At 70.3% G+C, this 21913-nt stretch carries 22 protein-coding genes; 11 read left to right on the plus strand and 11 right to left on the minus strand.

What is annotated here, in order from left to right:
- Positions 1-30: 30 nt before the first annotated feature.
- A complete protein-coding gene (locus tag DEI86_RS02810) occupies positions 31-858 on the minus strand; it encodes a c-type cytochrome (RefSeq protein ID WP_111013324.1) in 828 nt (275 codons plus the stop codon).
- A gap of 21 nt (positions 859-879) precedes the next feature.
- The gene (locus DEI86_RS02815) at positions 880-1518 is read right to left on the minus strand and encodes a heme-copper oxidase subunit III (protein ID WP_111009046.1); all 639 of its coding nucleotides are present in this window, start codon (positions 1516-1518) and stop codon (positions 880-882) included.
- A 71-nt stretch (positions 1519-1589) separates the two neighbouring features.
- Here DEI86_RS02815 and trpD point away from each other — a divergent pair, with 71 nt between their 5' ends.
- A complete protein-coding gene (trpD, locus tag DEI86_RS02820) occupies positions 1590-2642 on the plus strand; it encodes an anthranilate phosphoribosyltransferase (RefSeq protein WP_111013323.1) in 1053 nt (350 codons plus the stop codon).
- A gap of 177 nt (positions 2643-2819) precedes the next feature.
- On the opposite strand, the gene glpK is transcribed toward trpD, so the two are convergent.
- Together glpK and DEI86_RS02830 are read right to left on the minus strand one after the other, a co-directional pair.
- On the minus strand, positions 2820-4331 hold the full coding sequence (glpK, locus tag DEI86_RS02825) for a glycerol kinase GlpK (RefSeq protein ID WP_111013322.1): 1512 nt from the start codon (positions 4329-4331) through the stop codon (positions 2820-2822).
- A gap of 180 nt (positions 4332-4511) precedes the next feature.
- Entirely contained in the window at positions 4512-5237 is a 726-nt protein-coding gene (locus DEI86_RS02830; RefSeq protein ID WP_111048779.1) for an MIP/aquaporin family protein, read from the minus strand.
- A 306-nt stretch (positions 5238-5543) separates the two neighbouring features.
- Here DEI86_RS02830 and dhaK point away from each other — a divergent pair, with 306 nt between their 5' ends.
- The 4 genes from dhaK (at position 5544) to DEI86_RS02850 (ending at position 8336) form a co-directional block, all read left to right on the plus strand.
- The gene (gene dhaK, locus DEI86_RS02835) at positions 5544-6545 is read left to right on the plus strand and encodes a dihydroxyacetone kinase subunit DhaK (protein ID WP_111048780.1); all 1002 of its coding nucleotides are present in this window, start codon (positions 5544-5546) and stop codon (positions 6543-6545) included.
- A 23-nt stretch (positions 6546-6568) separates the two neighbouring features.
- Positions 6569-7207, plus strand: coding sequence for a dihydroxyacetone kinase subunit DhaL (gene dhaL / locus DEI86_RS02840; RefSeq protein ID WP_111013319.1), 639 nt, complete (start codon positions 6569-6571; stop codon positions 7205-7207).
- On the plus strand, positions 7204-7911 hold the full coding sequence (gene dhaM, locus DEI86_RS02845; protein WP_111048781.1) for a dihydroxyacetone kinase phosphoryl donor subunit DhaM: 708 nt from the start codon (positions 7204-7206) through the stop codon (positions 7909-7911). The genes dhaL and dhaM overlap by 4 nt, the downstream gene beginning before the upstream one ends.
- 110 nt (positions 7912-8021) lie before the next feature.
- Positions 8022-8336, plus strand: a complete 315-nt coding sequence (locus DEI86_RS02850; protein ID WP_111013317.1) for a DUF4190 domain-containing protein — start codon at positions 8022-8024, stop codon at positions 8334-8336.
- An 810-nt stretch (positions 8337-9146) separates the two neighbouring features.
- On the opposite strand, the gene DEI86_RS02855 is transcribed toward DEI86_RS02850, so the two are convergent.
- Together DEI86_RS02855 and DEI86_RS02860 are read right to left on the minus strand one after the other, a co-directional pair.
- A complete protein-coding gene (locus DEI86_RS02855; RefSeq protein ID WP_181439685.1) occupies positions 9147-10088 on the minus strand; it encodes an RHS repeat-associated core domain-containing protein in 942 nt (313 codons plus the stop codon).
- A gap of 98 nt (positions 10089-10186) precedes the next feature.
- Positions 10187-10645, minus strand: a complete 459-nt coding sequence (locus DEI86_RS02860) for a hypothetical protein (RefSeq protein ID WP_181439686.1) — start codon at positions 10643-10645, stop codon at positions 10187-10189.
- A gap of 277 nt (positions 10646-10922) precedes the next feature.
- Here DEI86_RS02860 and DEI86_RS02865 point away from each other — a divergent pair, with 277 nt between their 5' ends.
- The 3 genes from DEI86_RS02865 to DEI86_RS02875 all read left to right on the plus strand — a co-directional run bounded on the left by DEI86_RS02865 (position 10923) and on the right by DEI86_RS02875 (position 13353).
- The gene (locus DEI86_RS02865; protein WP_181434800.1) at positions 10923-12299 is read left to right on the plus strand and encodes an NtaA/DmoA family FMN-dependent monooxygenase; all 1377 of its coding nucleotides are present in this window, start codon (positions 10923-10925) and stop codon (positions 12297-12299) included.
- 27 nt (positions 12300-12326) lie between these two features.
- The gene (locus DEI86_RS02870; RefSeq protein ID WP_111048785.1) at positions 12327-12872 is read left to right on the plus strand and encodes a DinB family protein; all 546 of its coding nucleotides are present in this window, start codon (positions 12327-12329) and stop codon (positions 12870-12872) included.
- Between the two features lie 85 nt (positions 12873-12957).
- Positions 12958-13353: a VOC family protein gene (locus DEI86_RS02875; RefSeq protein WP_111048786.1), complete on the plus strand. Its 396-nt coding sequence runs from the start codon at positions 12958-12960 to the stop codon at positions 13351-13353.
- A 5-nt stretch (positions 13354-13358) separates the two neighbouring features.
- Here the strand turns inward: DEI86_RS02875 and DEI86_RS02880 are convergent, their stop codons facing one another.
- Positions 13359-13808 (minus strand): NUDIX hydrolase, encoded by a 450-nt coding sequence (locus DEI86_RS02880; RefSeq protein ID WP_111013308.1) that lies wholly within the window; start codon positions 13806-13808, stop codon positions 13359-13361.
- Between the two features lie 12 nt (positions 13809-13820).
- Positions 13821-14591: an SDR family oxidoreductase gene (locus tag DEI86_RS02885; RefSeq protein WP_111009058.1), complete on the minus strand. Its 771-nt coding sequence runs from the start codon at positions 14589-14591 to the stop codon at positions 13821-13823.
- Positions 14592-14787: 196 nt separating this feature from the next.
- Between DEI86_RS02885 and DEI86_RS02890 the strand changes: the two genes are divergently transcribed.
- The 3 genes from DEI86_RS02890 (at position 14788) to DEI86_RS02900 (ending at position 16933) form a co-directional block, all read left to right on the plus strand.
- A complete protein-coding gene (locus tag DEI86_RS02890; protein WP_111025601.1) occupies positions 14788-15258 on the plus strand; it encodes an NfeD family protein in 471 nt (156 codons plus the stop codon).
- A complete protein-coding gene (locus DEI86_RS02895) occupies positions 15255-16463 on the plus strand; it encodes an SPFH domain-containing protein (protein WP_111048787.1) in 1209 nt (402 codons plus the stop codon). The genes DEI86_RS02890 and DEI86_RS02895 overlap by 4 nt, the downstream gene beginning before the upstream one ends.
- Before the next feature lie 104 nt (positions 16464-16567).
- The gene (locus tag DEI86_RS02900; RefSeq protein ID WP_111009061.1) at positions 16568-16933 is read left to right on the plus strand and encodes an RNA polymerase-binding protein RbpA; all 366 of its coding nucleotides are present in this window, start codon (positions 16568-16570) and stop codon (positions 16931-16933) included.
- A gap of 57 nt (positions 16934-16990) precedes the next feature.
- On the opposite strand, the gene lnt is transcribed toward DEI86_RS02900, so the two are convergent.
- Genes lnt through tatC form a run of 3 tightly spaced genes read right to left on the minus strand, consistent with a single transcriptional unit; the run spans position 16991 to position 21899 of the window.
- Positions 16991-18637, minus strand: coding sequence for an apolipoprotein N-acyltransferase (gene lnt / locus DEI86_RS02905; RefSeq protein WP_111048788.1), 1647 nt, complete (start codon positions 18635-18637; stop codon positions 16991-16993).
- An 11-nt stretch (positions 18638-18648) separates the two neighbouring features.
- Complete coding sequence (locus tag DEI86_RS02910; protein ID WP_111048789.1) at positions 18649-21147, minus strand: RNA helicase; 2499 nt, start codon at positions 21145-21147, stop codon at positions 18649-18651.
- Positions 21144-21899: a twin-arginine translocase subunit TatC gene (tatC, locus tag DEI86_RS02915; protein ID WP_111009341.1), complete on the minus strand. Its 756-nt coding sequence runs from the start codon at positions 21897-21899 to the stop codon at positions 21144-21146. The genes DEI86_RS02910 and tatC overlap by 4 nt, the downstream gene beginning before the upstream one ends.
- Between the last annotated feature and the right edge of the window lie 14 nt (positions 21900-21913).

Raw genomic sequence — 21913 nt, forward strand, 5'->3', positions numbered from 1 at the left:
CCTTCAGTGGTGTCGTGCGACACGGGTCGATCAGTTGGTCTTCGCGGTGAGCCAGACGGTCACCGCGACGACCGCACCGAGTCCGAAGATCCAGAGGAACAGGCCCTCTGCCACCGGGCCGATGTCACCGAGGGCGAACCCGCCCGGGGACTTCGTGTCCTGGATGTACTTCAGATAGGTGATGATGTCCGCCTTCTGCTTCGGCGTGATGTTCAGGTCGTTGAAGACCGGCATGTTCTGCGGACCGGTGAGCATGGCCTCGTAGATGTGCTTGCCCGACACCGTCTTGAGGTTCGGCGCGTACTTGCCCTCGGTCAGGGCACCGCCGGCACCCGCGACGTTGTGGCACATCGCGCAGTTCACCCGGAACAGTTCGGCGCCCTTGGCCGCGTTGGCGTTGCCGTTGGTGAGGCTCGCCTTCGGGATGGACGGGCCCGGGCCGAGCGACGACACGTAGGCGGCGATGTCCGCGACCTGCTCATCCGTGAACTGCGCGGGCTTCTCCTCGACCTGCGGGCCGTTCGACGCCGCGGGCATGCGACCCGTGCCGACCTGGAAGTCGACCGAGGCGGCGCCGACGCCGATGAGCGACGGACCGGACTTCGTGCCCTGTGCGCTGAGCCCGTGGCACGTGGCGCAGTTCGACGCGAAGAGCTTCTGCCCCTCGTTGACCCGCGACTGACTGGTGGCCGCGACCGTCGTCGACTGCGAGGAGTCCGCGTTGGCCGATGAGGTGAACAGGGCGTACGCGCCACCGGTCGTCATCAGGCCGACGACGATCAGCGACACGGTCGCCAGCGGGGAGCGGCGGCCCTTCTTGGCGCCGGTGCGGCGCTCGGACTTGCTTCGAGAGAACATGCGCGTGGGGCTATCCGATTCCTACTTGAGAAGGTAGATGACGGCGAAGAGGCCGATCCAGACGACATCGACGAAGTGCCAGTAGTACGACACGACGATCGCGGTGGTCGCTTCCTTGTGACCGAAGTTCTTCGCGGCGAAGCCGCGGCCGAGGGTCAGGAGGAACGCGAGGAGGCCGCCGGTGACGTGGAGGCCGTGGAAGCCCGTGGTCATGAAGAAGGCAGACCCGTAGGCGCTCGAGGACAGCGTGACGCCCTCGTGCCAGAGGTTCGAGTACTCGTAGACCTGGCCGCAGATGAACACCGCGCCCATGCAGTAGGTGACGAAGAACCACTCGGTCATGCCCCAGTCGCGCGGCTTCCAGCTCGTGCGGTGCACCTGGAAGCGCTCGGCGGCGAACACCGCGAACTGGCAGGCGAAGCTCGACAGGACCAGGACGATCGTGTTCGTGGCGGCGTACGGCACGTCGAGGTGCGCGGTCTCGGTCGCCCAGAGCTTCGGGGACGTGCTGCGCAGCGTGAAGTAGATCGCGAACAGGCCGGCGAAGAACATGACCTCGCTGCCCAGCCACACGATGGTCCCCACGGCGACGGGGTTCGGCCGGTTCAGGACCGCGCCCTGGGCTGGTCTGGAGAGAGGGGTGCTTGTCACGTCGTCCATTATGGCCCGAACCACGGACAGTGTTTTCGCAGGCAACTGGCGGGTCCTTCGAAATCAGTACGATCGGGGGCATGCACGACTCGTTCTCCTGGCCGTCGGTCATCGGCTCCCTCATGGCCGGCACGGACCTGTCGATCAGCGAATCCGCATGGGCCATGGAGGAGATCGTCGCCGGGCGTGCCACACCCGCCCAGATCGCCGGGTTCCTCGTCGCGCTCCGCGCCAAGGGCGAGACGGTGGACGAGGTCGTCGGGTTCCGTGACGCGATCCTCGAGAGCGCCGTCCCACTCGACGTCGACCCCATGGCGCTCGACATCGTCGGGACGGGTGGCGACGTCGTCGGGACGGTGAACGTCTCGACCATGGCGGCGATCGTCATCGCGTCCGCCGGGGTGCCCGTCGTCAAGCACGGCAACCGCGCATCGAGTTCCCGTTCGGGGTCGTCCGACGTCCTCGCGGCACTCGGCCTCGACCTCACCCTCGACGCCGCGCGCGTCGCCGAGACGTTCCGCCGCGTCGGCCTGACGTTCGCGTTCGCGAGTGCCTTCCACCCGGGGTTCGCCCACGCCGCGTCGGTCCGCCGGGAGATCGGCGTCCCCACGGTCTTCAACTTCCTCGGACCCCTCGTGAACCCGGCTCGGTGCGAGGCGAACGCCGTCGGCGTGGCGCAGCTCGACCTCGTGCCGATCATCACGGGCGTGTTCCAGACACGGGGTGCGACGGCCCTGGTGTTCCGGGGGGACGACGGTCTCGACGAGCTCACCACGACGGGCCACAGCCACATCTGGGAGGTCAGCGGCGGCTCCGTGACCGAGCACGATCTCGATCCCCGGGACCTCGGCATCCCTCGTGCCCGAACGACCGACCTCCTGGGCGGCGAGCCCGCCGAGAACGCCGCGATCGTGCGGCGCGTGCTGGCGGGGGAGACCGGGGCGGTGCGCGACATCGTGCTCCTCAACGCCGCCGCCGGCCTCGTCGCGTTCCGGCTCGCCGCCGATCCCACACAGGTGTTGCGGCCGCTGCTACAGCGGTTCCGCGAGGAACTCGTGGTCGCGGCCGACGCCGTCGACTCCGGAGCGGCGGAAGCGAAGCTCGCGGCCTGGGTGGGCGAGCATCGAGCCTGAGGCGTTCCTCACGGAGCACGGGCGTGTCGACGACGCGCGTCGTCCATCCCCGTCAGGTCCGGACCGCTCGGGGACGAGGCGGGCCGTGCGGCGGGGGAGGCCGGTCCTCCCGACCGACACGCGGACGGCCCCGGCCACGGTCGTGGTCGGGGCCGTCCGTCGGCGGGCGTCAGCGGCTCAGCGGACGTCCTCGTCGACCCAGTCGAAGGTCTTCGTGACGGCCTTCTTCCAGAGCCGGATCTGGCGCGCCCGCTCGGTCTCGTCGAGCTGGGGCTCCCACCGCTTGTCCTCCTGCCAGTTCGCCCGCAGCTCGTCGAGGTTCTGCCAGAACCCGACAGCGAGACCGGCCGCGTACGCCGCACCGAGCGCGGTGGTCTCCGCGACGACCGGCCGCACGACGGGCACGTCGAGGATGTCCGCCTGGAACTGCATGAGGGCGTCGTTCGCGACCATGCCGCCGTCGACCTTGAGCTCCGTCAGGTCGACGCCCGAGTCGGCGTTGACGGCGTCGAGGACCTCGCGCGTCTGGAACGCGGTCGCCTCGAGCGCGGCGCGGGCGATGTGGCCCTTGTTCGCGTAGCGGGTGAGCCCGACGATCGCACCACGGGCGTCCGAGCGCCAGTACGGCGCGAACAACCCGGAGAAGGCCGGGACGACGTACACGCCGCCGTTGTCCTCCACGGTCGTCGCGAGCGCCTCGACCTCCGGCGCGCTCCCGATCAGGCCGAGGTTGTCGCGGAGCCACTGGACGAGCGACCCGGTGACGGCGATGGAGCCCTCGAGCGCGTAGTGCGTCGGCTGGTCGCCGAGCTTGTACCCGACCGTGGTGAGGAGCCCGTTCTCCGACCGGACGATGTCGGTTCCCGTATTGAAGATGAGGAAGTTGCCGGTGCCGTAGGTGTTCTTCGACTCGCCCTGGTCGAACGCCGCCTGACCGAACGTCGCGGCCTGTTGGTCGCCGAGGATGCCCGCGATCGGGACCTCGCGCAGCAGGTTCGACGGCTCGACCGTGCCGTACACCTCGGATGACGAGCAGATCTTCGGCAGCATCGACTTCGGCACGCCGAACTGCTCGAGGATGTCGTCGCGCCACTCGAGCGTCTCGAGGTCCATGAAGAGGGTCCGCGACGCGTTCGTCACGTCGGTCGCGTGGACGCCTCCATCCGTGCCGCCGGTGAGGTTCCAGAGCACCCAGGTGTCGGTCGTCCCGAAGAGCAGGTCACCCGCCTCGGCCTTCTCCCGCGCCCCCTCGACGTTCTCGAGGATCCACATGATCTTGGTGCCGGCGAAGTACGTCGCGAGTGGCAGGCCGACGATCGACTTGAAGCGGTCGGTGTCACCGTCCGCGAGGCGGTCGACGATGGACTGCGTGCGGGTGTCCTGCCAGACGATCGCGTTGTAGACCGGCTTGCCCGTGGTCTTGTCCCACACGACGGCGGTCTCACGCTGGTTGGTGATGCCCACGGCCGCGACGTCGTGCCGGGTGATGTCCGCCCGCGAGAGCGCCTGACCGATGACCTCGCGCGTGTTGTCCCAGATCTCGGTCGGGTCGTGCTCCACCCAGCCCGCGCGGGGGAAGATCTGCTCGTGTTCCTTCTGCCCGACGGACACGATGGACCCGGAGTGGTCGAAGACGATCGCTCGCGTGCTCGTGGTGCCCTGGTCGATGGCGACGATGTAGTCGGCCATTGGTGTGTGCTCCTCTGGGTTGTCGGTGCCGGCCGCTGGTGCGGCGCGACGGTTCGGTTGGGACCGGTCCGGGAGGGACGGGGCCCGGTCGGCGGGTCCGCTCAGGGCCCGGGACGGGGACGTGGTCGTGGAGGCCCGTGGTCGTGGAGGCCCGTGGTCGTGAAGGCCCGTGGCCCCGCGTCAGCTGCCGATCGGGAGCAGTGCCACGGACAGCACCGCCGCGAGCGCGCCGCCGACGAGCGGGCCGACGACCGGGACCCAGGCGTAGGCCCAGTCATTCGATCCCTTGCCGCGGATCGGCAGGATGGCGTGGGCGATGCGCGGACCGAGGTCACGTGCCGGGTTGATCGCGTACCCGGTCGGACCGCCGAGGCTCACACCGATCGCGATGACGAGGAAGGCGACGGGGATGGCGCCGAGCTGCGCCGGGGTCTTGCCGTTCGTGAAGGCGATGATGACGAAGACGAGGACGAACGTGCCGATGATCTCGGTCACGAGGTTCCAGGCGTAGTTGCGGATGGCAGGACCGGTGGAGAACACGCCGAGCTTGGCTGCCGGGTCCGGTTCCTGGTCGAAGTGCTGCCGGTATGCGAGCCAGCACAGCGCCGCTCCGATGACCGCACCGATCATCTGCGCGAGCCAGTACAGCAGCATCGTGCCGAACGAGATGTTCCCGAGGATGAACTGCGCCAGACTCACCGCCGGGTTGAGGTGCGCACCCGACTTGTACGACACCGTGACGCCGGCGAACACGGCGAGGCCCCAACCGATCGTGACCATCAGGGTGCCGGCCGCGAACCCCTTGGTCTTCGTCAGGGCGACGTTCGCCACGACGCCGGTGCCGAGGAGGACCAGCACCGCCGTGCCCACCACCTCGGAGAGGAACTTGATCCCGATGCCGTCCATCGGCGACCTCCTTGTCATGAGGAGGAGGTGCGGGCGACCCGCCACTCCCCGTTGAGTGATTGTCGCCGAGCATAGCGGCGGGTCCGGGCTGGCCGGACGGCGGATCCGCGCCCGTGCGGGCACGTTGCACGAACGTGCAGAGCAGCGCGCGGACCGCTCCGCGCGTCCGACCGCACGAGGGTCCGCTGAGCATGCACGTTCGTGCACGCGGTCCGCCGCACCCCTCGCGCTACATTGACGACCAGCACCGGACGACGCCGACCGTGACCACCCTCGTCGTCTCGGGCCGACCACGGGAGGCACCGCATGAAGAAGCTCGTCAACGATCCGCGCGAGGTCGTCACCGAGACGGTCCGCGGGTTCGCGCTCGCCCACGCCGGGGCCGTCGTCCTGCAGGAGGACCCCGTCCACCTCCGCCGCGCCGACGCGCCGGTCGCCGGCAAGGTCGCCATCGTCAGCGGTGGGGGGAGCGGGCACGAGCCGCTGCATGCCGGGTTCATCGGGTACGGCATGCTCGACGCCGCGGTACCGGGACCGGTCTTCACGTCGCCGACGCCCGACCCGATCGTCGACGCGACGAAGGCGGTGGACGGGGGAGCGGGTGTGCTCCACATCGTCAAGAACTACACGGGCGACGTCCTCAACTTCGAGACGGCCGCCGAACTCGCCGAGGCCGAGGGGATCCGCGTCGTGTCGGTGCTCGTCGACGACGACGTCGCGGTGCAGGACTCCCTCTACACGGCAGGGCGCCGCGGGGTCGCCGGCACCGTCGTCGTGGAGAGGCTCGCAGGGGCCGCTGCCCAGCGCGGCGACGACCTCGACGCGGTCGCGGACGTCGCCCGACGCGCGATCGCGTCGACACGGTCCATGGGGCTGGCGCTCGCGCCGTGCACGGTGCCGCACGCGGGGGAGCCGTCGTTCACCCTCGGGGACGACGAGGTCGAGCTCGGCATCGGCATCCACGGCGAACCCGGGCGCGAGCGCATCCCGATGGCCCCGGCCGACGTCCTCGTCGAGCAGGTGATCGGACCGGTGCTCGCGGACCTCGACGCACCGCGCGGCTCCCGCGTGCTCCTGTTCGTCAACGGGATGGGCGGCACTCCACTGTCCGAGCTGTACATCGTGTTCCGCCGCGCCGCCGAGATCCTGTCGGACCAGGGACTCGAGCTGTCGCGTAGCTTGGTCGGGAACCACGTCACGTCTCTCGAGATGCAGGGGTTCTCGATCACCGTCACGGTGCTCGACGACGACTCCACCGCACTCTGGGACGCCCCGGTCGAGACCCCGGCGCTCCGCTGGGGCCGCTGACCGCCCCGACAGAGAGGAACGACATGCCGCTCGACACCGACTGGGCGACGCAGTGGATCCGCAGGACCGCCGACGTCATCCGGGACAACCGCACCGACCTCATCGCCCTCGACCGCGAGATCGGGGACGGCGACCACGGGGAGAACCTCGACCGTGGGTTCCACGCCGTCGTCGAGTCCCTCGACGACGGCGACCTGGCGACCCCCGGCGCGGTCCTCAAGCTCGTCGCCACGCGGCTCATCAGCACGGTCGGCGGCGCGTCGGGACCGCTCTTCGGCACCGCGTTCCTGCGCGCGTCGCAGGCGCTGGGGGATCGTGAGACGCTCGACGCCGACGCCGTGGTCGCCCTGCTGACCGCCGCGCGGGACGGCATCGTCGCCCGCGGCAAGGCCGAGCCCGGCGACAAGACCATGATCGACGCGTGGACGCCGGCCGTCGATGCCGGCACCGCCGCGGCGGCCGGGGGAGCGACCCCGGAGGCCGTGCTCGTGGCGGCGGCCGACGCGGCGGCCGAGGGCGCGGCGGCGACCGAGCCGCTCGTCGCGCGCAAGGGCCGGGCGAGCTACCTGGGGGAGCGCGCCGTGGGGCACCGCGATCCGGGCGCGCAGTCGACCGCGCTGCTCCTCCGGGCAGCGGTGGACGCATCGGGCGGCCCGGCGTGAGCGTCGGGATCCTCGTCGTCTCGCACAGCGCCAAGATCGCCGAGGGCGTCGTCGAACTCGCGGCACAGATGGCCCCGGACGTCCGGTTCGCGACCGCGGGCGGCACCGACGACGGCGGCATCGGGACGAGCTTCGAGGCCGTCACCGACGGCATCGCCGCGCTCGGCGACACCGACGGCGTCGTCGTCCTGTGTGACCTCGGTTCGGCCTACCTGACGACCGACACCGCACTCGACTTCTTGACGGACGACGACCGTGGTCGGGTGCACGTCTCGCACGCGCCGCTGGTCGAGGGGACCGTCGCAGCCGCGGTCGCGGCGCAGACCGGAGGCGACACCCGCGCGGTGGTCGCGGCCTCGGAGTCCGCCGGGGGAGCGGACACACCGGACGGGCCGGAGTCCGTACCGGACGGTGGCACCCCGGCCGGACCGACCACGGGCGTCGTCTCGGCGACGGTCGAGCTCGTGAACGCCTCGGGACTCCACGCCCGACCCGCGGCCGAGTTCGTCAAGACCGCCGCCAAGTACGACGCTTCGGTCACCGTGAACGGCGTGGACGCCAAGAGCCTGCTGGCGATCATGGCGCTCGCACTGCCCCAGGGCGCGACCGTCGCCATCGACGCGACGGGGGAGGACGCGCGAGACGCGGTCGAGGCGCTCGTCGCGCTCACGGCCTCCGGGTTCGGAGAGCGGGACGCCGAGTAACCGTGAGCGAAAATCGGACAACCGCTGGGTCCGGCGACTAGCGTCCGCGATGACGCGCGACGCCGCACTCCGACGGCCCCTGGGCGCGTCCCGTTCGAGAGGGACCCCGCATGTCCGAGAACTACCCGCCCGCACCGACTGAGCCCGGCGGTCCCGTCACCGCTCCGTCGCGCTCGAACGGTCTCACGATCGCTGCCCTCGTGCTCGGGGTCATCGGTGTCGTGTTCGCGCTCCTCGTCCCCATCATCGGGATCATCTGCGGCGTCCTGGCGCTCGTGCTCGGCCTCGTGGCGCGTCGACGCGGCGCTGCCCCTGGGCGCGGGCGCGGCATGGCACTCGCTGGCGTCATCCTGGGCGCCATCGCCATCGTCGCGGCGATCGTGAACATCATCGTCGCGGCGTCGATCATCTCGCAGCACATGTGACACTCCTGCGGATCGACGGATGGCCTCGGCAGAACGCCGGGGCCATCCGCCGTTCCGAGCAGGGGCCGTCCGCCGTTCCAAGCCGGCCCAGCGCTGGCGCTTACCTGACATAATATGCATTATCGGCGCGTGGGACGGCCGCGCGGCGCCGTCTTGCAGAGACCGCCTCGGTATCTAAGTGGCTCTTCGCAGTTGAGACAGCAGAGCGTCGTCAGGTCGGGGGTCGCGAAGGTAGCGTGGTGCCCGTCGAGGTCTTCAGACGGTGAGTGTGAAAACATCTATCCTGGGAGACCTCGACCTTCTTCCCCGGCTCAACGCGCCAGCCCTCACACCCCGGCGGCTGCCCCCTCAGCTGCGAAGAGCCGGAAACCGTAACTGGTTTCGTGGAGTGATGATGAGGGTTGGGGTGGCGTTGCGTTCATCTGATGTACCCTCAGCGGTTTCTTGCCCATTTCTCGAATCTACTCATGGACGCCGCCTCGAGTCCTTCGGGGCCAATCCGCGAACGCCCTACTAGGTTGCCTCCGCGGAGCATGTGAAATTGCTACTTTCCGCCCCCTCGAAGTTTCTGTGCCAGACCGTAACCCACGAGGATAAGTCCGAGCACAACCCCAAGGAGGCCGAATATGACGAGCGCTTCCCCGCCCACACGTGGATTCGCAGCGTTCACAGCTACTGGCATGAGGGTCGCGATGACGCCCAGGCTGAAAATGGCGGCGCCGAAGAGCATTACGCGACTTGCGCTCGGTGTTTGGCCGTTGTCCTTCGCCACCTCGGTTGCCTCCTCTTCGGATTTGACCGCTGAATCATCTACGCGGCTTCTTCTACCTGCTCGTTGATCGCGTAGGTGGCGGCCTCACCAATAACGCCACATACGAAGGTTGACGCAAGAAGCCCGATGCCCGCTGTCGCAGCAGTCACGCACGCGTCGCAGGCGATCTCAACCCCCGTTCCGGTGATGTAACCAGCCAGATTCTCGCCCTCTAGAACCGATACGAGGCTCGCCCCGGAAAATACTGCCGAGATCAACTTAGCGATCAGAGCATGAGGAATGCGCCCCGACGGATCGACATTGTTGATTGGGTCATCAGCAGCGTAGGCGTAGCGGTTCGCGATGCTGGGTTCGAGGGGTGCGTCGAGGGTGTCCTCCTGCGTCCACGACCCGGTGCCGGGCAGGCACCAGCAGAGTCCAAATTTGACAAGTCCGTCGCCGTGGATCCGGATGCCGTCCTTGTATCCATAGGGCAGGTAGAGGTACCAGTTCGAGTTACCGCCGGCGGTGAAGATGCGCCCGCCGTGGGGATCGAAGGACACTGAGTACAACCGCTGGCCGCCGTCGCTGAGCATCTCGACGGGGTTCCCGATGCCGTGGTCAAGGAACAGCGCGGTGGTCAAATCGGGACCGGTGACGTCGAGGATCTGCCCGGCGGCCGGGTCGTTGAGCATGTAGGAGCGGAGTCCGCTGCTGTCCTGCAGGGCCAGGCGGCCGTCCCTGCCGTACGTGTGAACGTACGAGTCACCGCCAGGCGTGCTCTGGCTGAGCAGCTCGTTTTGATCGGCACCCGCGTACGTGTAGGTGGTGGTCTTCCCGCCGGTAGTCGAAGACGTCATCTGCTCCGCTCCGTTGTAGGTGTACGTCACTCCTGGCGACGCCGTGAGGTTGCCCGCTCCGTCATAGCTATACCCAGACGAGGTGATCTCGTTCTGCGCGTTGAACGTCAACGTCTCGGACGAGCTCGAGGATCCGATCATCGGCATTCAGTACCGCACGCGTCCCGGACGGGAGGCGCGACACCGGCTGGTGCCGTTCCTCCCGTCCGGAGAACGGTCGGGTGCGCAGTGCGTGACCGTCAGAGGCCGGAGGCGAGCACCGTGATCGTCGAGTCGCTCGTCGTCCGCGGCACGCCCGTCGCGAGGCAGGCAGTGAGGTCGGCCGGCGTCCCGGTCGTCACCCGGACGACCTGGTCGCCGGCGAACAGCCCCGAGATGATCGAGCCGGTCTGCGTCTGCACGAGCGCGCCGTCGACGACGTCGTCGGTGAGCGTGAAGGCGAACTGACTGACCTGACCGGTACTCCACCGGATCGCGACCGCCCCGGCACCGACGTGCGCCGGTTCCAGACACGAGGCCTGCGGAGCCGTCTTCTTGGCGTAGGAGATCGACGCACTGCTGACCTGCGGCGTCGAGAAGCCGAGCGGGCAGTCGTACGACGCCGACACCGACACGGTGACACTGCGCGGGGTCATGGTCAGACCCGGGCTGTACGAGTCCGTCTCGGAGCCGACGACGGTTCGGACGATGGTGTTCATGCTGTTCCTCACGATCGAGGCGACGGGCCACGGGTTCGGCCCGGGCCCCGAGTCGCTTCGGGGTGATCGGCTCCGGGGTCGGAGCCGGCCTGAGGAACCAGCGCCGACGGCGGTGCTGCGTCGCGACCGTACGGCTCCGTCGGGGCGCACTCCCCCGGCGTTCCCGCCGACGAAGCGGCTCTGCCGATCCGAGATCAACCGCGGCGTCGTCCGCGCACGAGCGCGCCAGTCAGCAGAGTTCACCCGGGCGAAACACGATCCATGGCATCAATGGGACATGGACCCGCTCATCCTCGGCATCTTCCAGAGCCTCAGCCCGAACGGCACCGTCGGGTCGGCGTGGCAGCACCCCGACGACCGCTCGGCCGACTTCACCGACCTCGACCACTGGATCCGTCTGGCACGGATGTTCGAGGAGGCACGGCTCGACCTCCTGTTCCTCGCCGACAGCTACGGGTTCCCGGCGCTCGACGGCGAACTCATCCCGGCCTCGGTCAAGGAGGGTCGTGGGATCCCGGGCGGCGATCCGATGCCGCTCGTGACCGCGTTGGCCGCGGCGACCGAGCGACTCGGGTTCATCCTCACGGCCTCCACCACGGTCGAACCACCCGCGGCGAACGCCCGCCGGTTCGCCACGCTCGACCACTTCACCAAGGGCCGGATCGGCTGGAACATCGTCACCGGGTCCTCGGGCGCGACCGCGGCGGACCTGATGGGCAAGGCCCTCGTGCCGCACGACGAGCGCTACGACATGGCGGACGACTACCTGGCGCTCGACCTGGCGCTGTGGGAGGACTCATGGGCCGACGACGCGCTGGTCCGGGACAAGGCGACGAACACGTACGCGGACCCGGCCGGGGTCCGGATGATCACGCACGACGGGCCGTACTTCCGCTCGCGCGGCATCCTCAACCTGCCGCCGTCGCCGCAGCGAACGCCGCTCCTCGTCCAGGCCGGGACATCGGGGCGCGGGATGCGGTTCGCCGGTGAGCACGCCGAAGCCGTGTTCGTCGCCGGCGGGGCACCGGAGCGGGTCGCACGGAACATCGCCGCGATCCGGCAGGCCGCGGTCGAGGCCGGCCGCTCCCCCAGCGCCGTGAAGGTCCTGGTCGGCGCGCTGTTCCTCGTCGGACCGACCGAGGAGGCGGCGCAGCGGACGCACCGGGAGATGCTCGCGATGTCGACCCCCGAGGGGGCCGCGGCGATCTTCGCCGGGAACACCGGTGTCGACCTCCTGGCGCTCGACCCGGACCAGCCTCTGGCGCAGCAGCGGACCGAGCTCGGGCTGTCGAACCTGCAGCGGTACCTCGGCCGTGACGGTCGCCCCGGCCCCACCGTGCGCGAGATCATCGAGGACTTCCGGGTGACGGGCATCAACGGCAGCGTCTTCGTCGGAACCGGCGCGAGCGTGGCGGACCAGGTCGAGGAGTTCGTGCGGACGACGGATGCGGACGGGTTCCTCATCCAGCCCCACATGACACCGGGCACGTACGAGGACCTCATCGAGTACCTGCTGCCGGTGCTCCGTGCCCGCGGTCTCGCCCGGGACGAGTACGTCGGCGACACCCTGCGCGAGCGGTTCTTCGGGCCCGGACACCGGCGCCTCCCCGCCGAGCTGCGCCGGAACGCGGGTGCCGTGACGACGGTGTCCTGACGCCGGGGACCGCGCTACCATCGCGCCATGGACGACGTCGTGGTCGATGCGGTGGGACGCCCCGAGCCGCCGGTCGCGGCCGACGAGGCCGCGACACTCGTCGGGTTCCTCGAGTACCAGCGCGCGACCTTCGCGTGGAAGACGTCGGGCCTCGACGCCGCGGGTCTCACGACGAGCGTCGGCGTCTCGACCATGACGCTCGGGGGGATGCTGAAACACCTCGCGCTCGTCGAGGACGACTGGTTCGACCACGTCGTGCTCGGGCACCCCGACCGCGCTCCCTGGGACGCCGTCGACTGGGACGTCGACCCGGACTGGGAGTGGCGGACCGCCGCGGACGACGACCCCGACGCCCTCCGGTCGCTGTGGACCGAGGCGGTGGGGCGCGCTCGCGGCGCCGTCGCGACCGCGCTCGCGGACGGCGGACTCGACCGGGCGTCGGCCGTGGCGTGGCCGGACGGGCGACGGCCGAGCCTCCGCTGGGTGCTCTGCCACATGATCGAGGAGTACGCCCGGCACAACGGGCACGCGGACCTGATCCGGGAGGCCGTGGACGGACTCGTCGGCGAGTGACGGGACTCGTCGGCGAGTGACGGGCGCGGGCGGAGAGCCGCCGCCAGCGCTTGTCGTCGCCCGCCGTGCTCGGCAGACTCAGGGCATGACCGTTCGGTGGTTCAGCGTCGTCGTGGATTGTCAGGACCTGCACGCGCAAGCGCGGTGGTGGGCGGACACGCTCGACTGGCGACTCGTGTACGAAGCCGACGACGAGGCGGTGATCGTGCCGCCCCACGCACTCGATCCCTCTCGTCTCGTGCCCCTGCACGAGCGGGGTCCGGGCCTCGTGTCCGTCCCGGTCCCCGAAGGCAAGACGGTGAAGAACCGACTCCACATCGACCTCGCGCCAGGACCGGAGGACGACCAGGCCACCGACGTGCAGGCGTTGCTCGACCGCGGTGCGACCCGCGCGGACGTCGGTCAGGACGACGACGTCTCCTGGGTCGTCCTGCGCGACCCCGAGGGCAACGAGTTCTGCGTGCTCTCCCCGCGCGACTGACCGCGTCAGGCGAAGCGGCGCACGAGTGCGGGCAGCTCCGGCGGTTCGAACGGCTCGGTCGTCGCCGCCAGCTCGTCGGCCGTCCACCAGCGCGCGTCGAGGATGTCGACGCGCTCCTCGTCGGTCCACTCCGCGTTCGACAGGGTGAACCCGGTGGTCCGCACGACGTAGAACTCGGAGTGGCCGCGGTCGTGGTCCGCCTCGTCGAAGTCCACCGCGAAGTCCCACGACCAGACGGACTCCCCCGGGTCCTCGATGACGATGCCGGTCTCCTCGCGGAGTTCCCGGATCGCGGCGTCGCGGTGCGACTCCCCCGGGTCGACACCGCCGCCGGGCGTGATCCAGCGGTGGAAGCCGTCGCTGGACGGCGCTCGCGTGTCCATGAGGAACACGCGGCCGTCGGCGTCGAGCAGCAGGATCCGGGAGGTGCGGCGCAGGCCCGGCAGCGCGGTCACGACCGCGGTCCGCTAGGAAGCCGAGCCGACGAACTCGGACACGTCGCCGACGAGCTTCGTGTGATCGGCCGGGATGGGCTCGACCGCGGCGAGGGCGACCTCGGCCGCGAACTCGGCGACGTTGTAGAGCTTGCCGACGGACTCGCGACGCCCGCTGATCGCACCCGGGTTGATGCGCTCGAGCAGGGTCGCCGTGATCGTGCCCTCGATCATGTCGCCCGAGACGACCACGAACTCGATCCCGGCGGCGTCGAGCTGCGGGATGAGGTCACGGAGCGCGAGTTCCCCGGCCCGCTTGCTCTTGGCGACCGGCACGTACTCGGGCAGGGTCTCGGCGGTCTCGACGAAGTGCGCCTGGTGGCTCGTCACGAACACGACGCGCGACCCCGCCGGCATGAGCGGCACGGCCGTCGTGAGGACGTCGACCTGGGCGTCCCGGTTGAGGCGCAGCGCGTAGTCGTCGCCCATGCCGGCCTCCATACCGCCGGAGGCGTTGAGCACGAGGAGGTCGAGCCCGCCGAAGCGCTCGGCGATCGTGTCGAACATCGCCTGCACGGAGTCGTGGTCCGTGAGGTCGGCGCCGATGGCGATGGCCTCGCCGCCCGCGGCGGTGATGCGCTCCGCGATCTGGTCGGCGCGCTTGGCCTTGTTCCGGTAGTTCACGACCACACGGGCGCCCGCCTCCGCCAGGTAACCGAGGGTGTCCGCCCCGATCCCCCGGGACGACCCGGTGACGAGGGCGCGGGTACCGGCGAGTCGACCGGCGGCCAGGGGGTTGCTCACGTGTGGTGTCTCCTCGGATACGGGCCCGCGCCGCCGTCGGTTGGACCGCGCGTGACCGGGTCCGAGCCTAGCAACGCGGGCCTCCCGTCCCGCTGTCACCCCGCGCTGCTAGCGTGAGCGGCACCTGGATCGGACGGTGCGACGCACGCGCCGTCGGAACGCGACCCGAGGGAGGGCAGATCGCGTGGACGGTGGCATGTGGACCTGGGTGGTCGTGTGGATCGCCCTCGTCCTCGTGTTCCTCGTGGTCGAGGTCTTCACGCTCGACTTCGTGTTCGTGATGCTCGCAGCAGGGTCGGCCGGCGGTCTCGTCGCCTCGCTGCTCGGACTCCCGTGGTGGGCCGCCGTGCTCATCGCGGCGGCGCTGTCCCTCCTGCTCATCGCCCTCGTCCGACCGCGCGTCATCCACGCGCTGGGTCGGGGTGCCGATCCGCACCGCACGAACGTCGACGCACTCACCGGGATGCCGGGCGAGGTCGTCGTCGCGTTCACGGCCTCCGCCCCCGGCCAGGTCCGTCTGGCGAACGGCGAGACCTGGAGCGCGCGCATCGCCGCCGACACCGGCGCCGCGGTCCCGGTCCGCCCGCCCCTCGGCACGCCGGTCGTCGTGACCGGCGTCGAGGGCTCCACGGCGGTCGTCCGCCTCACCGAAAGGACAACACCATGACCGTCTCCACCGGGACGATCCTGCTCATCGCGCTCATCGTGGTGGTGGTCATCTTCGTGATCGTCGTGCTCAGCAGGGCGATCCGGATCATCCCGCAGGCGCGGGCCGGCGTCGTGGAACGGCTCGGCCGCTACCACAAGACGCTCACACCGGGTCTCAACCTGCTCGTGCCCTTCATCGACCGACTCCGCCCGCTGCTCGACATGCGCGAGCAGGTGGTCTCGTTCCCGCCGCAGCCCGTCATCACCGAGGACAACCTCGTCGTGTCGATCGACACGGTCGTGTACTTCCAGGTGACCGACGCCCGGGCCGCGACGTACGAGATCGCGAACTACCTCGGCGCGGTCGAGCAGCTCACGACCACGACCCTCCGCAACGTCGTCGGCGGCCTCAACCTCGAGCAGGCGCTCACCAGCCGCGACAACATCAACGGTCAGCTCCGCATCGTCCTCGACGAGGCCACGGGCAAGTGGGGCATCCGCGTCGGTCGGGTCGAGCTCAAGGCGATCGATCCGCCCGCGTCGATCCAGGACTCCATGGAGCAGCAGATGCGTGCCGAACGGAGCCGTCGTGCCGCCATCCTGCAGGCCGAGGGGACGAAGCAGTCCCAGATCCTCGAGGCCGAGGGCCAGCGGCAGTCCGCCATCCTCCGTGCCGAGGGCGAAGCGAAGGCCCGTGTGCTCGAGGCCGAGGGCGAGGCCCAGGCGATTGCGACGGTGTTCGGCGCCATCCACGCGGGCGACCCAGACGACAAGCTGCTGTCGTACCAGTACCTGCAGACCCTCCCGAAGCTCGCCGAGGGCAGCGCCAACAAGCTCTGGATGATCCCGAGCGAGTTCACCGAGGCATTGCAGGGCATCGCGCGCGGCTTCGGGGCGGGTCCGCTCGGAGGCGGCGGCCGACCCCATGTCGGGAGCGCGGGCAGCGGCGACGCCGGCCAGGACGCCCGCAACCAGGACTCCGGGAACGCTCCGGTCCGCCGCGCAGGCGGAACCGAGGCCGGCGGGTCGGCCGCTCCTGCCCTCATGGACCGCATCTCGGCCCTCGCCGCGGCGAGCCTCGCCGACACGACGCCCTCCTCGTCGGCGCCCGGAGCGGCGCTCGACGCAGCGGACGCGGCGCTCGACGCCCGGTTGGCGGAGTCGGATCGGAGTGTCGACGAGCACCTCGGCGCGAGCGACGGGAGCTCGCCGCAGCACGACTGACGGGCGCGCGGGGACTGGGAAGCCTCTGTGAAAGGCGAACATCGGAAACACCCGGGCGGGTAGCGCGGTTCCCATACACGGAAGCGATGCGGAAGGAGCGAACCATGGCTGATCGCAGTCTCCGGGGCATGCGACTCGGGAGCCAGAGTCTCCAGAGCGAAGAGGGCGTCGAGTTCTCCGAGCGCAGGCGAGCCGTCTACCAGACCGACAAGGGCACGACGTTCGAGGTCGTCTTCGCCGCCGAGGCGGAGATCCCCGACACGTGGCAGTCCCCCAGGAGCGGGCAGGAGGGTCGTCTCCTCGGTGATGACGGCGCTCCCGTCCCGATCGAGGAACACGACACGAAAGCGCCGCGCACCCACTGGGACATGCTGCTCGAGCGGCGGTCCCGCGAGGAGCTCGAAGAGCTCCTGCAGGAGCGCCTGACCTACCTGCGCGCCCGACGTGGCGAACAGAAGATCGGCGCCTGACACCGTCAGCGCCTGCGGACCGGGAGGGCCGTCCTCATCACGAGGGCGGCCCTCCCGTCATGTGCGGCGCCGGCGCCACGGCGCCGCGCCGAGCAGGACGAGCACGCCACCGATGACGACGACGGTCGTCAGACCGGTGCCGATGACGGTCGCCGGCGTGGTGCTCGTCCCCAGCGGCACGTCGGTCACCATCGACGTGGCCGTGTAGGCCGGAACCGAGTCGATGGTGCGTCCGGACGGATCGACGACCGCGCTCGCACCGACGGTCGAGATGTTCACGAGTGAGCGCCCCGTCTCGATCGCACGCATCCGGGCGATCGCGAGCTGCTGCAGGTTCTCGTCGGTGCCGTCGAAGTCGGCGTTGTTCGTCTGGGCGAGGATGAGCTGCGCATGGGCGGCCGTCATCTCGTCGGTCAGGCGGTCGTCGACGATGTCGAAGCAGATCGCGAGCCCGACGCGCACCCCCGCGACGCTGACGGTGTTCGGCTTCGTCCCCGGCGTGTAGTCACGGCCGATCAGCCCGATCAGGGACGGCGCGAGCTTGCTGTAGAACCAGCGGTCGGGCACGTACTCACCGAAGGGCACCGGATGGGCCTTGTCGTAGGAGCCCAGCCAGCCCTTGCCGGCCTGCCAGACGAAGGACGTGTTGTGGTACTGGCCACGGGCGTTCTCGGTGATCGCACCGGCGACGATCGGCGCGTGCGTGGCGGTGCTCAGGGCGTCGAGGGCCGCCGCCACCCCGGGCGAACGCCGAGGGTCGAACTCGGCCGACGCCTCCGGCCACACCACCATGTCGACTCCCTTGGCCGACGTGTCCGTCGCGTCGAGCTGGGACGACAGGACCTCGCCGGGCTGGGCGCCGTCGAAGTACCCCGCCGGACCGTCGCCCTGGACGCTCTCGACGCGGACCATGCCCGATGTCGTCGCGGGCCACGCCGGCACCGCGAGGACGACCACCACGACGCCGACCGCGAGCACGGCCCGGACGAACGGCCGCACACCGACCTCGACCGCGAGGGCGACGAGTGCCGCCACCATGAACACGAGCACGAACGTCAGTCCGAGCACCCCGAGCCAAGCGACGAGCGGTGCGAAGGGACTCTGTGACTGGCTCAGGGCGACGCGACCCCAGGAGAACCCGTTGTACGGGTAGTTCCCGCCGAGCCACTCGCGGCCCGTCCAGAGCGCCGCGACGACCGCAGGCGTGAGGAGCACTCGACCGAGGACGGTCGGAACCGCCCGCGGCACCCACCGGTACGCGAGCGCCATGGCCGCTCCCCCGAGCGCCGGGAACAGCGCCTCGAACAGCGCGAGCGCGAGCCAGGGCACCGGGCCGAGGTACTTCGCCGCCCAGTCCACGTCGACCAGGAAGAACGCGGCACCGAAGACGTAGCCGAGCCCGAACGCCACCCAGAACCGCTGTCCTCGGACCGCGAGGAGCATCATCGCGACGGCGGGGAACGCCAGCACCCAGACGCCGGCCCCGGGGAACGCGAGGTCGAGGACGAGTCCGCCGAGCGCTGCCAGCGGGTACGCGACGGAGCGCGGGAGGACACCGACCGCGCCCGCGTCGTGACCGGGGCCGTGCCTCCAGACCGGCAGGGGGTGCCGGGGACGGCGCCGCCGCGGTGTCGGACGGGGCGACTGCACGGCCTCCGCGCCGACGGCGGGCAGGCGCGTCGGACGGTCCTCGGTCGTCGTCATGGGATCGTCCCTCAGACCGTCGCGTAGGCGACGATGCCACGGCGCATGGCGTCGGCGGCACGGGAGGCGGTGCGCGACAACGGCGCGTCGGCCGCGTTGCGGAGCTGGTCGAGCAGGTCGATCACCTGCTTGGACCACCGGACGAAGTCGCCTGCGGCGAGGTCGAGGGTCCGGAGGACGTCGTCGAGCGAGGACCCCGACGCCCATCGGAAGACGCCGAGCGCGATCGCGGGCGTGGGCGGCATCGACCCCGCCAGGCGGTGGTCCCGCTCGAGGTCGTCGAGGCGCGCCCAGATCGTGAGCGTCTCGTCGAGGGCCGGACGGAAGGCGCCGCGGGGCAGCGCGTGTTCCGTGCCGGGAGCGTCCTCGCGGCGGGGCTCGTAGACGATCGTCGCCGCCATCGCCGCGAGCTGCGCCGGTGTCAACTCGTCCCAGACGTGCGCCTCGATGCACTCCGCGACGAGCAGGTCGCGGTCGCCGTAGATGCGCTGCAACCGGCGCCCACCGGCGGCGACGCGCACCTCGTCCCGTCGGGCCCCCGCGGACTCGGACGTCGGCACCGGGACGCCGTCCATGTCCTCCGGCGCGTCGCGGGTCAGGTAGCCGAGTGCCAGGAGGACGTCGGTCACCCGGTCGAACACGATCGCCACCGCACCGGTGCGCGAGCGGATCTGCGCGAGCAGCTTGTCGGTGGAGCGGGACAGGCGGTACCAGCGCTCGGCCCAGCGCGCGTGCGCCTCGCGGTCGGGACACGCGTGGCAGGGATGCCGCTGCATGCGTCGCCGGACCTCGCTGATCGCGGCCTGCCGCTCCTGGCGTGCACCGTGTGAGGACTCGCGGCCGCCCGGGATCGTCGACCGCTCCAGGTCGGAGAGCTCGCGTCGGAGCGCCGCGTACTCCGTGAAGTCCCCGAGGTGGCACTCCATGGACCGGCGGTAGCCGTCGAGCGACTCCTGCTGCGATCGGGCCTTCCGGGCGAGATCGACGACCGAGCGGTCCGCTTGGAACTGCGCGAACGACGTCTCGAGGACCTCGCGCGTCCGCTCCCGCCCGAACTGCTCGATGAGGTTGACGGCCATGTTGTACGTCGGCTTGAACGCGGAGTTCAGCGGGTAGGTCCGGCGCGAGGCGAGCGACGCCACCGCCTGTGGTTCGAGGCCGTCGGTCCACTGGATGACCGCATGGCCCTCGACGTCGATCCCGCGGCGACCGGCGCGGCCGGTCAGCTGCGTGTACTCCCCCGGCGTGATCGGGACGCGCGCCTCGCCGTTGAACTTCTCGAGCTTCTCGAGCACCACCGTGCGAGCCGGCATGTTGACCCCGAGCGCCAGGGTCTCGGTGGCGAGCACGACCTTGAGCAGCTTGCGCTGGAACAGGTCCTCGACGACCTCCTTGAACGCCGGCAGCAGACCCGCGTGGTGCGCCGCGACGCCCCGCTCGAGGCCCTCGAGCCACTCCCAGTAGCCGAGCACCGCGAGGTCCTCGTCGAGCAGCGTGCGGCAGTGGTACTCGGCGGTCTCGCGGATCTCGCGGCGCTCAGCGGCGGTCGTCAGCGAGATCCCGGAGCGGAGGACCTGGCGCACGCCCTGGTCGCATCCGTTCCGACTGAACACGAAGAAGATGGCCGGCAGCAACCGCCGCTCGTCGAGCATGTGGACGATGCCCTCGCGGTGCATGCGTTCCTGGCGCGGCCCGCGATGGTCGTACGCCGGACCGCGTCCGCGGCCGCGGCCTCGACCGCCGTTGCGGTCGCCACCCCGCGAGGCCCCACCGACCAGTCGCATGAGCTCCGGGTTGACACGGTTGGTCGCAGCCGCACCCGACGAGTCGAACAGGTCGACGAGCTTCGGACCGACGAGCACGTGCTGCTCGAGCGGCACCGGACGCTCCTCCGACACGATGACGTCCGTGTCCCCGCGCACCGCCTGCAGCCAGTCGCCGAACTCCTCGGCGTTCGACACGGTCGCCGACAGGGAGACGAGCCGGACCTCGCTCGGCAGGTGCAGGATCACCTCTTCCCACACCGGCCCGCGGAACCGGTCGGCGAGGTAGTGGACCTCGTCGAGCACGACGTAGGCCAGGTCGTCGAGCAGGTCGGACTCGGCGTAGATCATGTTGCGGAGCACCTCGGTCGTCATCACGACCACGCGCGCCCTCGGGTTGACGTTGGTGTCGCCCGTGAGCAGCCCGACCTCCGACTCGCCGTACGCGTCGACGAGTTCGCCGTACTTCTGGTTCGACAGCGCCTTGATCGGCGTGGTGTAGAACACCTTCGCCGTCGGGGAACGCATCGCGAGCCACACCGCGAACTCGGCGACGACCGTCTTGCCGGCACCGGTGGGCGCGGCGACGAGCACGCTGCGGCCCTCGTCGAGCGCCAGACACGACGCCATCTGGAACGGGTCGAGGTCGAATCGGAGCTCGGTGCGGAACAGCTCGAGATTCCGTGACCGCGCCCGCGCGCGGGCGGCGGCGAACCGGGCGGCCGGGGTCAGTCCCGTGTCGGTCACAGGCCGTACTCCGCGTCCACCGCTGCCTGACGTCGCGCCGCGCGCCGGTCGTGGAACCACGAGACCGCGCAGGCAGCGATGTACAGCACGACCATCGGCACGGCGAGCAGGAACATCGAGATGACGTCGGCCGACGGCGTGACCAGGGCGGTGAACACGAGGATGCAGAGGATCGCGATGCGCCAGGAGCCGATGATGGCCGCGGCGGAGAGCACCCCGACGAAGTTGAGGAGCACGAGGAACACCGGGAGCACGAACGCGATGCCGATGGCGAGGACGAGCTTGATGACGAAGTCGTAGTAGGTCTTGGCGTCCACGATCGAGGCGTCCTCGTGCGACACGAAGCTGCCGAGGATCCCGACGATGTGCGGCAGGACGTACCACCCGCAGAAGCAGCCGCCGAGGAAGAGCGGGATCGCCGAGCCGAAGAAGCCGATGACGTAGAGCTTCTCGCGGCGGACCAGCGCCGGCACGATGAAGGCCCACACCTGGTAGAGCCACACGGGGCTCGAGATGACGATGCCGATCGTGATCGCGATCTGCAGACGGAGGTCGAACGCACCGGTGATCACCGGGAAGTTCAGCTCGGCGACGTGCCCGCCGCCGGCACGGGCCAGGTTGCGGACCGGCGCGCGGAGGGCGTCGAGCACCCACGGCGTGAGGAACCACCCCGCCACGGCACACACGGCGATGGCGAGCACGGCGCGGAACAGGCGCTTGCGGAGCTCGACGAGGTGCTGTCCGAGGGACATCCGCCCCTCGGGGT

The organism is Curtobacterium sp. MCBD17_028, assembly GCF_003234875.1.
Classification (GTDB): Bacteria; Actinomycetota; Actinomycetes; order Actinomycetales; family Microbacteriaceae; genus Curtobacterium.

What these genes read in the sequence shown, in the direction of transcription:
- DEI86_RS02810 (WP_111013324.1), bottom strand. Translation starts at nt 858, where the DNA reads ATGTTCTCTCGAAGCAAGTCCGAGCGCCGCACCGGCGCCAAGAAGGGC.
- DEI86_RS02815 (WP_111009046.1), bottom strand. Translation starts at nt 1,518, where the DNA reads ATGGACGACGTGACAAGCACCCCTCTCTCCAGACCAGCCCAGGGCGCG.
- trpD (WP_111013323.1), top strand. Translation starts at nt 1,590, where the DNA reads ATGCACGACTCGTTCTCCTGGCCGTCGGTCATCGGCTCCCTCATGGCC.
- glpK (WP_111013322.1), bottom strand. Translation starts at nt 4,331, where the DNA reads ATGGCCGACTACATCGTCGCCATCGACCAGGGCACCACGAGCACGCGA.
- DEI86_RS02830 (WP_111048779.1), bottom strand. Translation starts at nt 5,237, where the DNA reads ATGGACGGCATCGGGATCAAGTTCCTCTCCGAGGTGGTGGGCACGGCG.
- dhaK (WP_111048780.1), top strand. Translation starts at nt 5,544, where the DNA reads ATGAAGAAGCTCGTCAACGATCCGCGCGAGGTCGTCACCGAGACGGTC.
- dhaL (WP_111013319.1), top strand. Translation starts at nt 6,569, where the DNA reads ATGCCGCTCGACACCGACTGGGCGACGCAGTGGATCCGCAGGACCGCC.
- DEI86_RS02850 (WP_111013317.1), top strand. Translation starts at nt 8,022, where the DNA reads ATGTCCGAGAACTACCCGCCCGCACCGACTGAGCCCGGCGGTCCCGTC.
- DEI86_RS02855 (WP_181439685.1), bottom strand. Translation starts at nt 10,088, where the DNA reads ATGATCGGATCCTCGAGCTCGTCCGAGACGTTGACGTTCAACGCGCAG.
- DEI86_RS02860 (WP_181439686.1), bottom strand. Translation starts at nt 10,645, where the DNA reads ATGAACACCATCGTCCGAACCGTCGTCGGCTCCGAGACGGACTCGTAC.
- DEI86_RS02865 (WP_181434800.1), top strand. Translation starts at nt 10,923, where the DNA reads ATGGACCCGCTCATCCTCGGCATCTTCCAGAGCCTCAGCCCGAACGGC.
- DEI86_RS02870 (WP_111048785.1), top strand. Translation starts at nt 12,327, where the DNA reads ATGGACGACGTCGTGGTCGATGCGGTGGGACGCCCCGAGCCGCCGGTC.
- DEI86_RS02875 (WP_111048786.1), top strand. Translation starts at nt 12,958, where the DNA reads ATGACCGTTCGGTGGTTCAGCGTCGTCGTGGATTGTCAGGACCTGCAC.
- DEI86_RS02890 (WP_111025601.1), top strand. Translation starts at nt 14,788, where the DNA reads ATGTGGACCTGGGTGGTCGTGTGGATCGCCCTCGTCCTCGTGTTCCTC.
- DEI86_RS02895 (WP_111048787.1), top strand. Translation starts at nt 15,255, where the DNA reads ATGACCGTCTCCACCGGGACGATCCTGCTCATCGCGCTCATCGTGGTG.
- DEI86_RS02900 (WP_111009061.1), top strand. Translation starts at nt 16,568, where the DNA reads ATGGCTGATCGCAGTCTCCGGGGCATGCGACTCGGGAGCCAGAGTCTC.
- lnt (WP_111048788.1), bottom strand. Translation starts at nt 18,637, where the DNA reads ATGACGACGACCGAGGACCGTCCGACGCGCCTGCCCGCCGTCGGCGCG.
- tatC (WP_111009341.1), bottom strand. Translation starts at nt 21,899, where the DNA reads ATGTCCCTCGGACAGCACCTCGTCGAGCTCCGCAAGCGCCTGTTCCGC.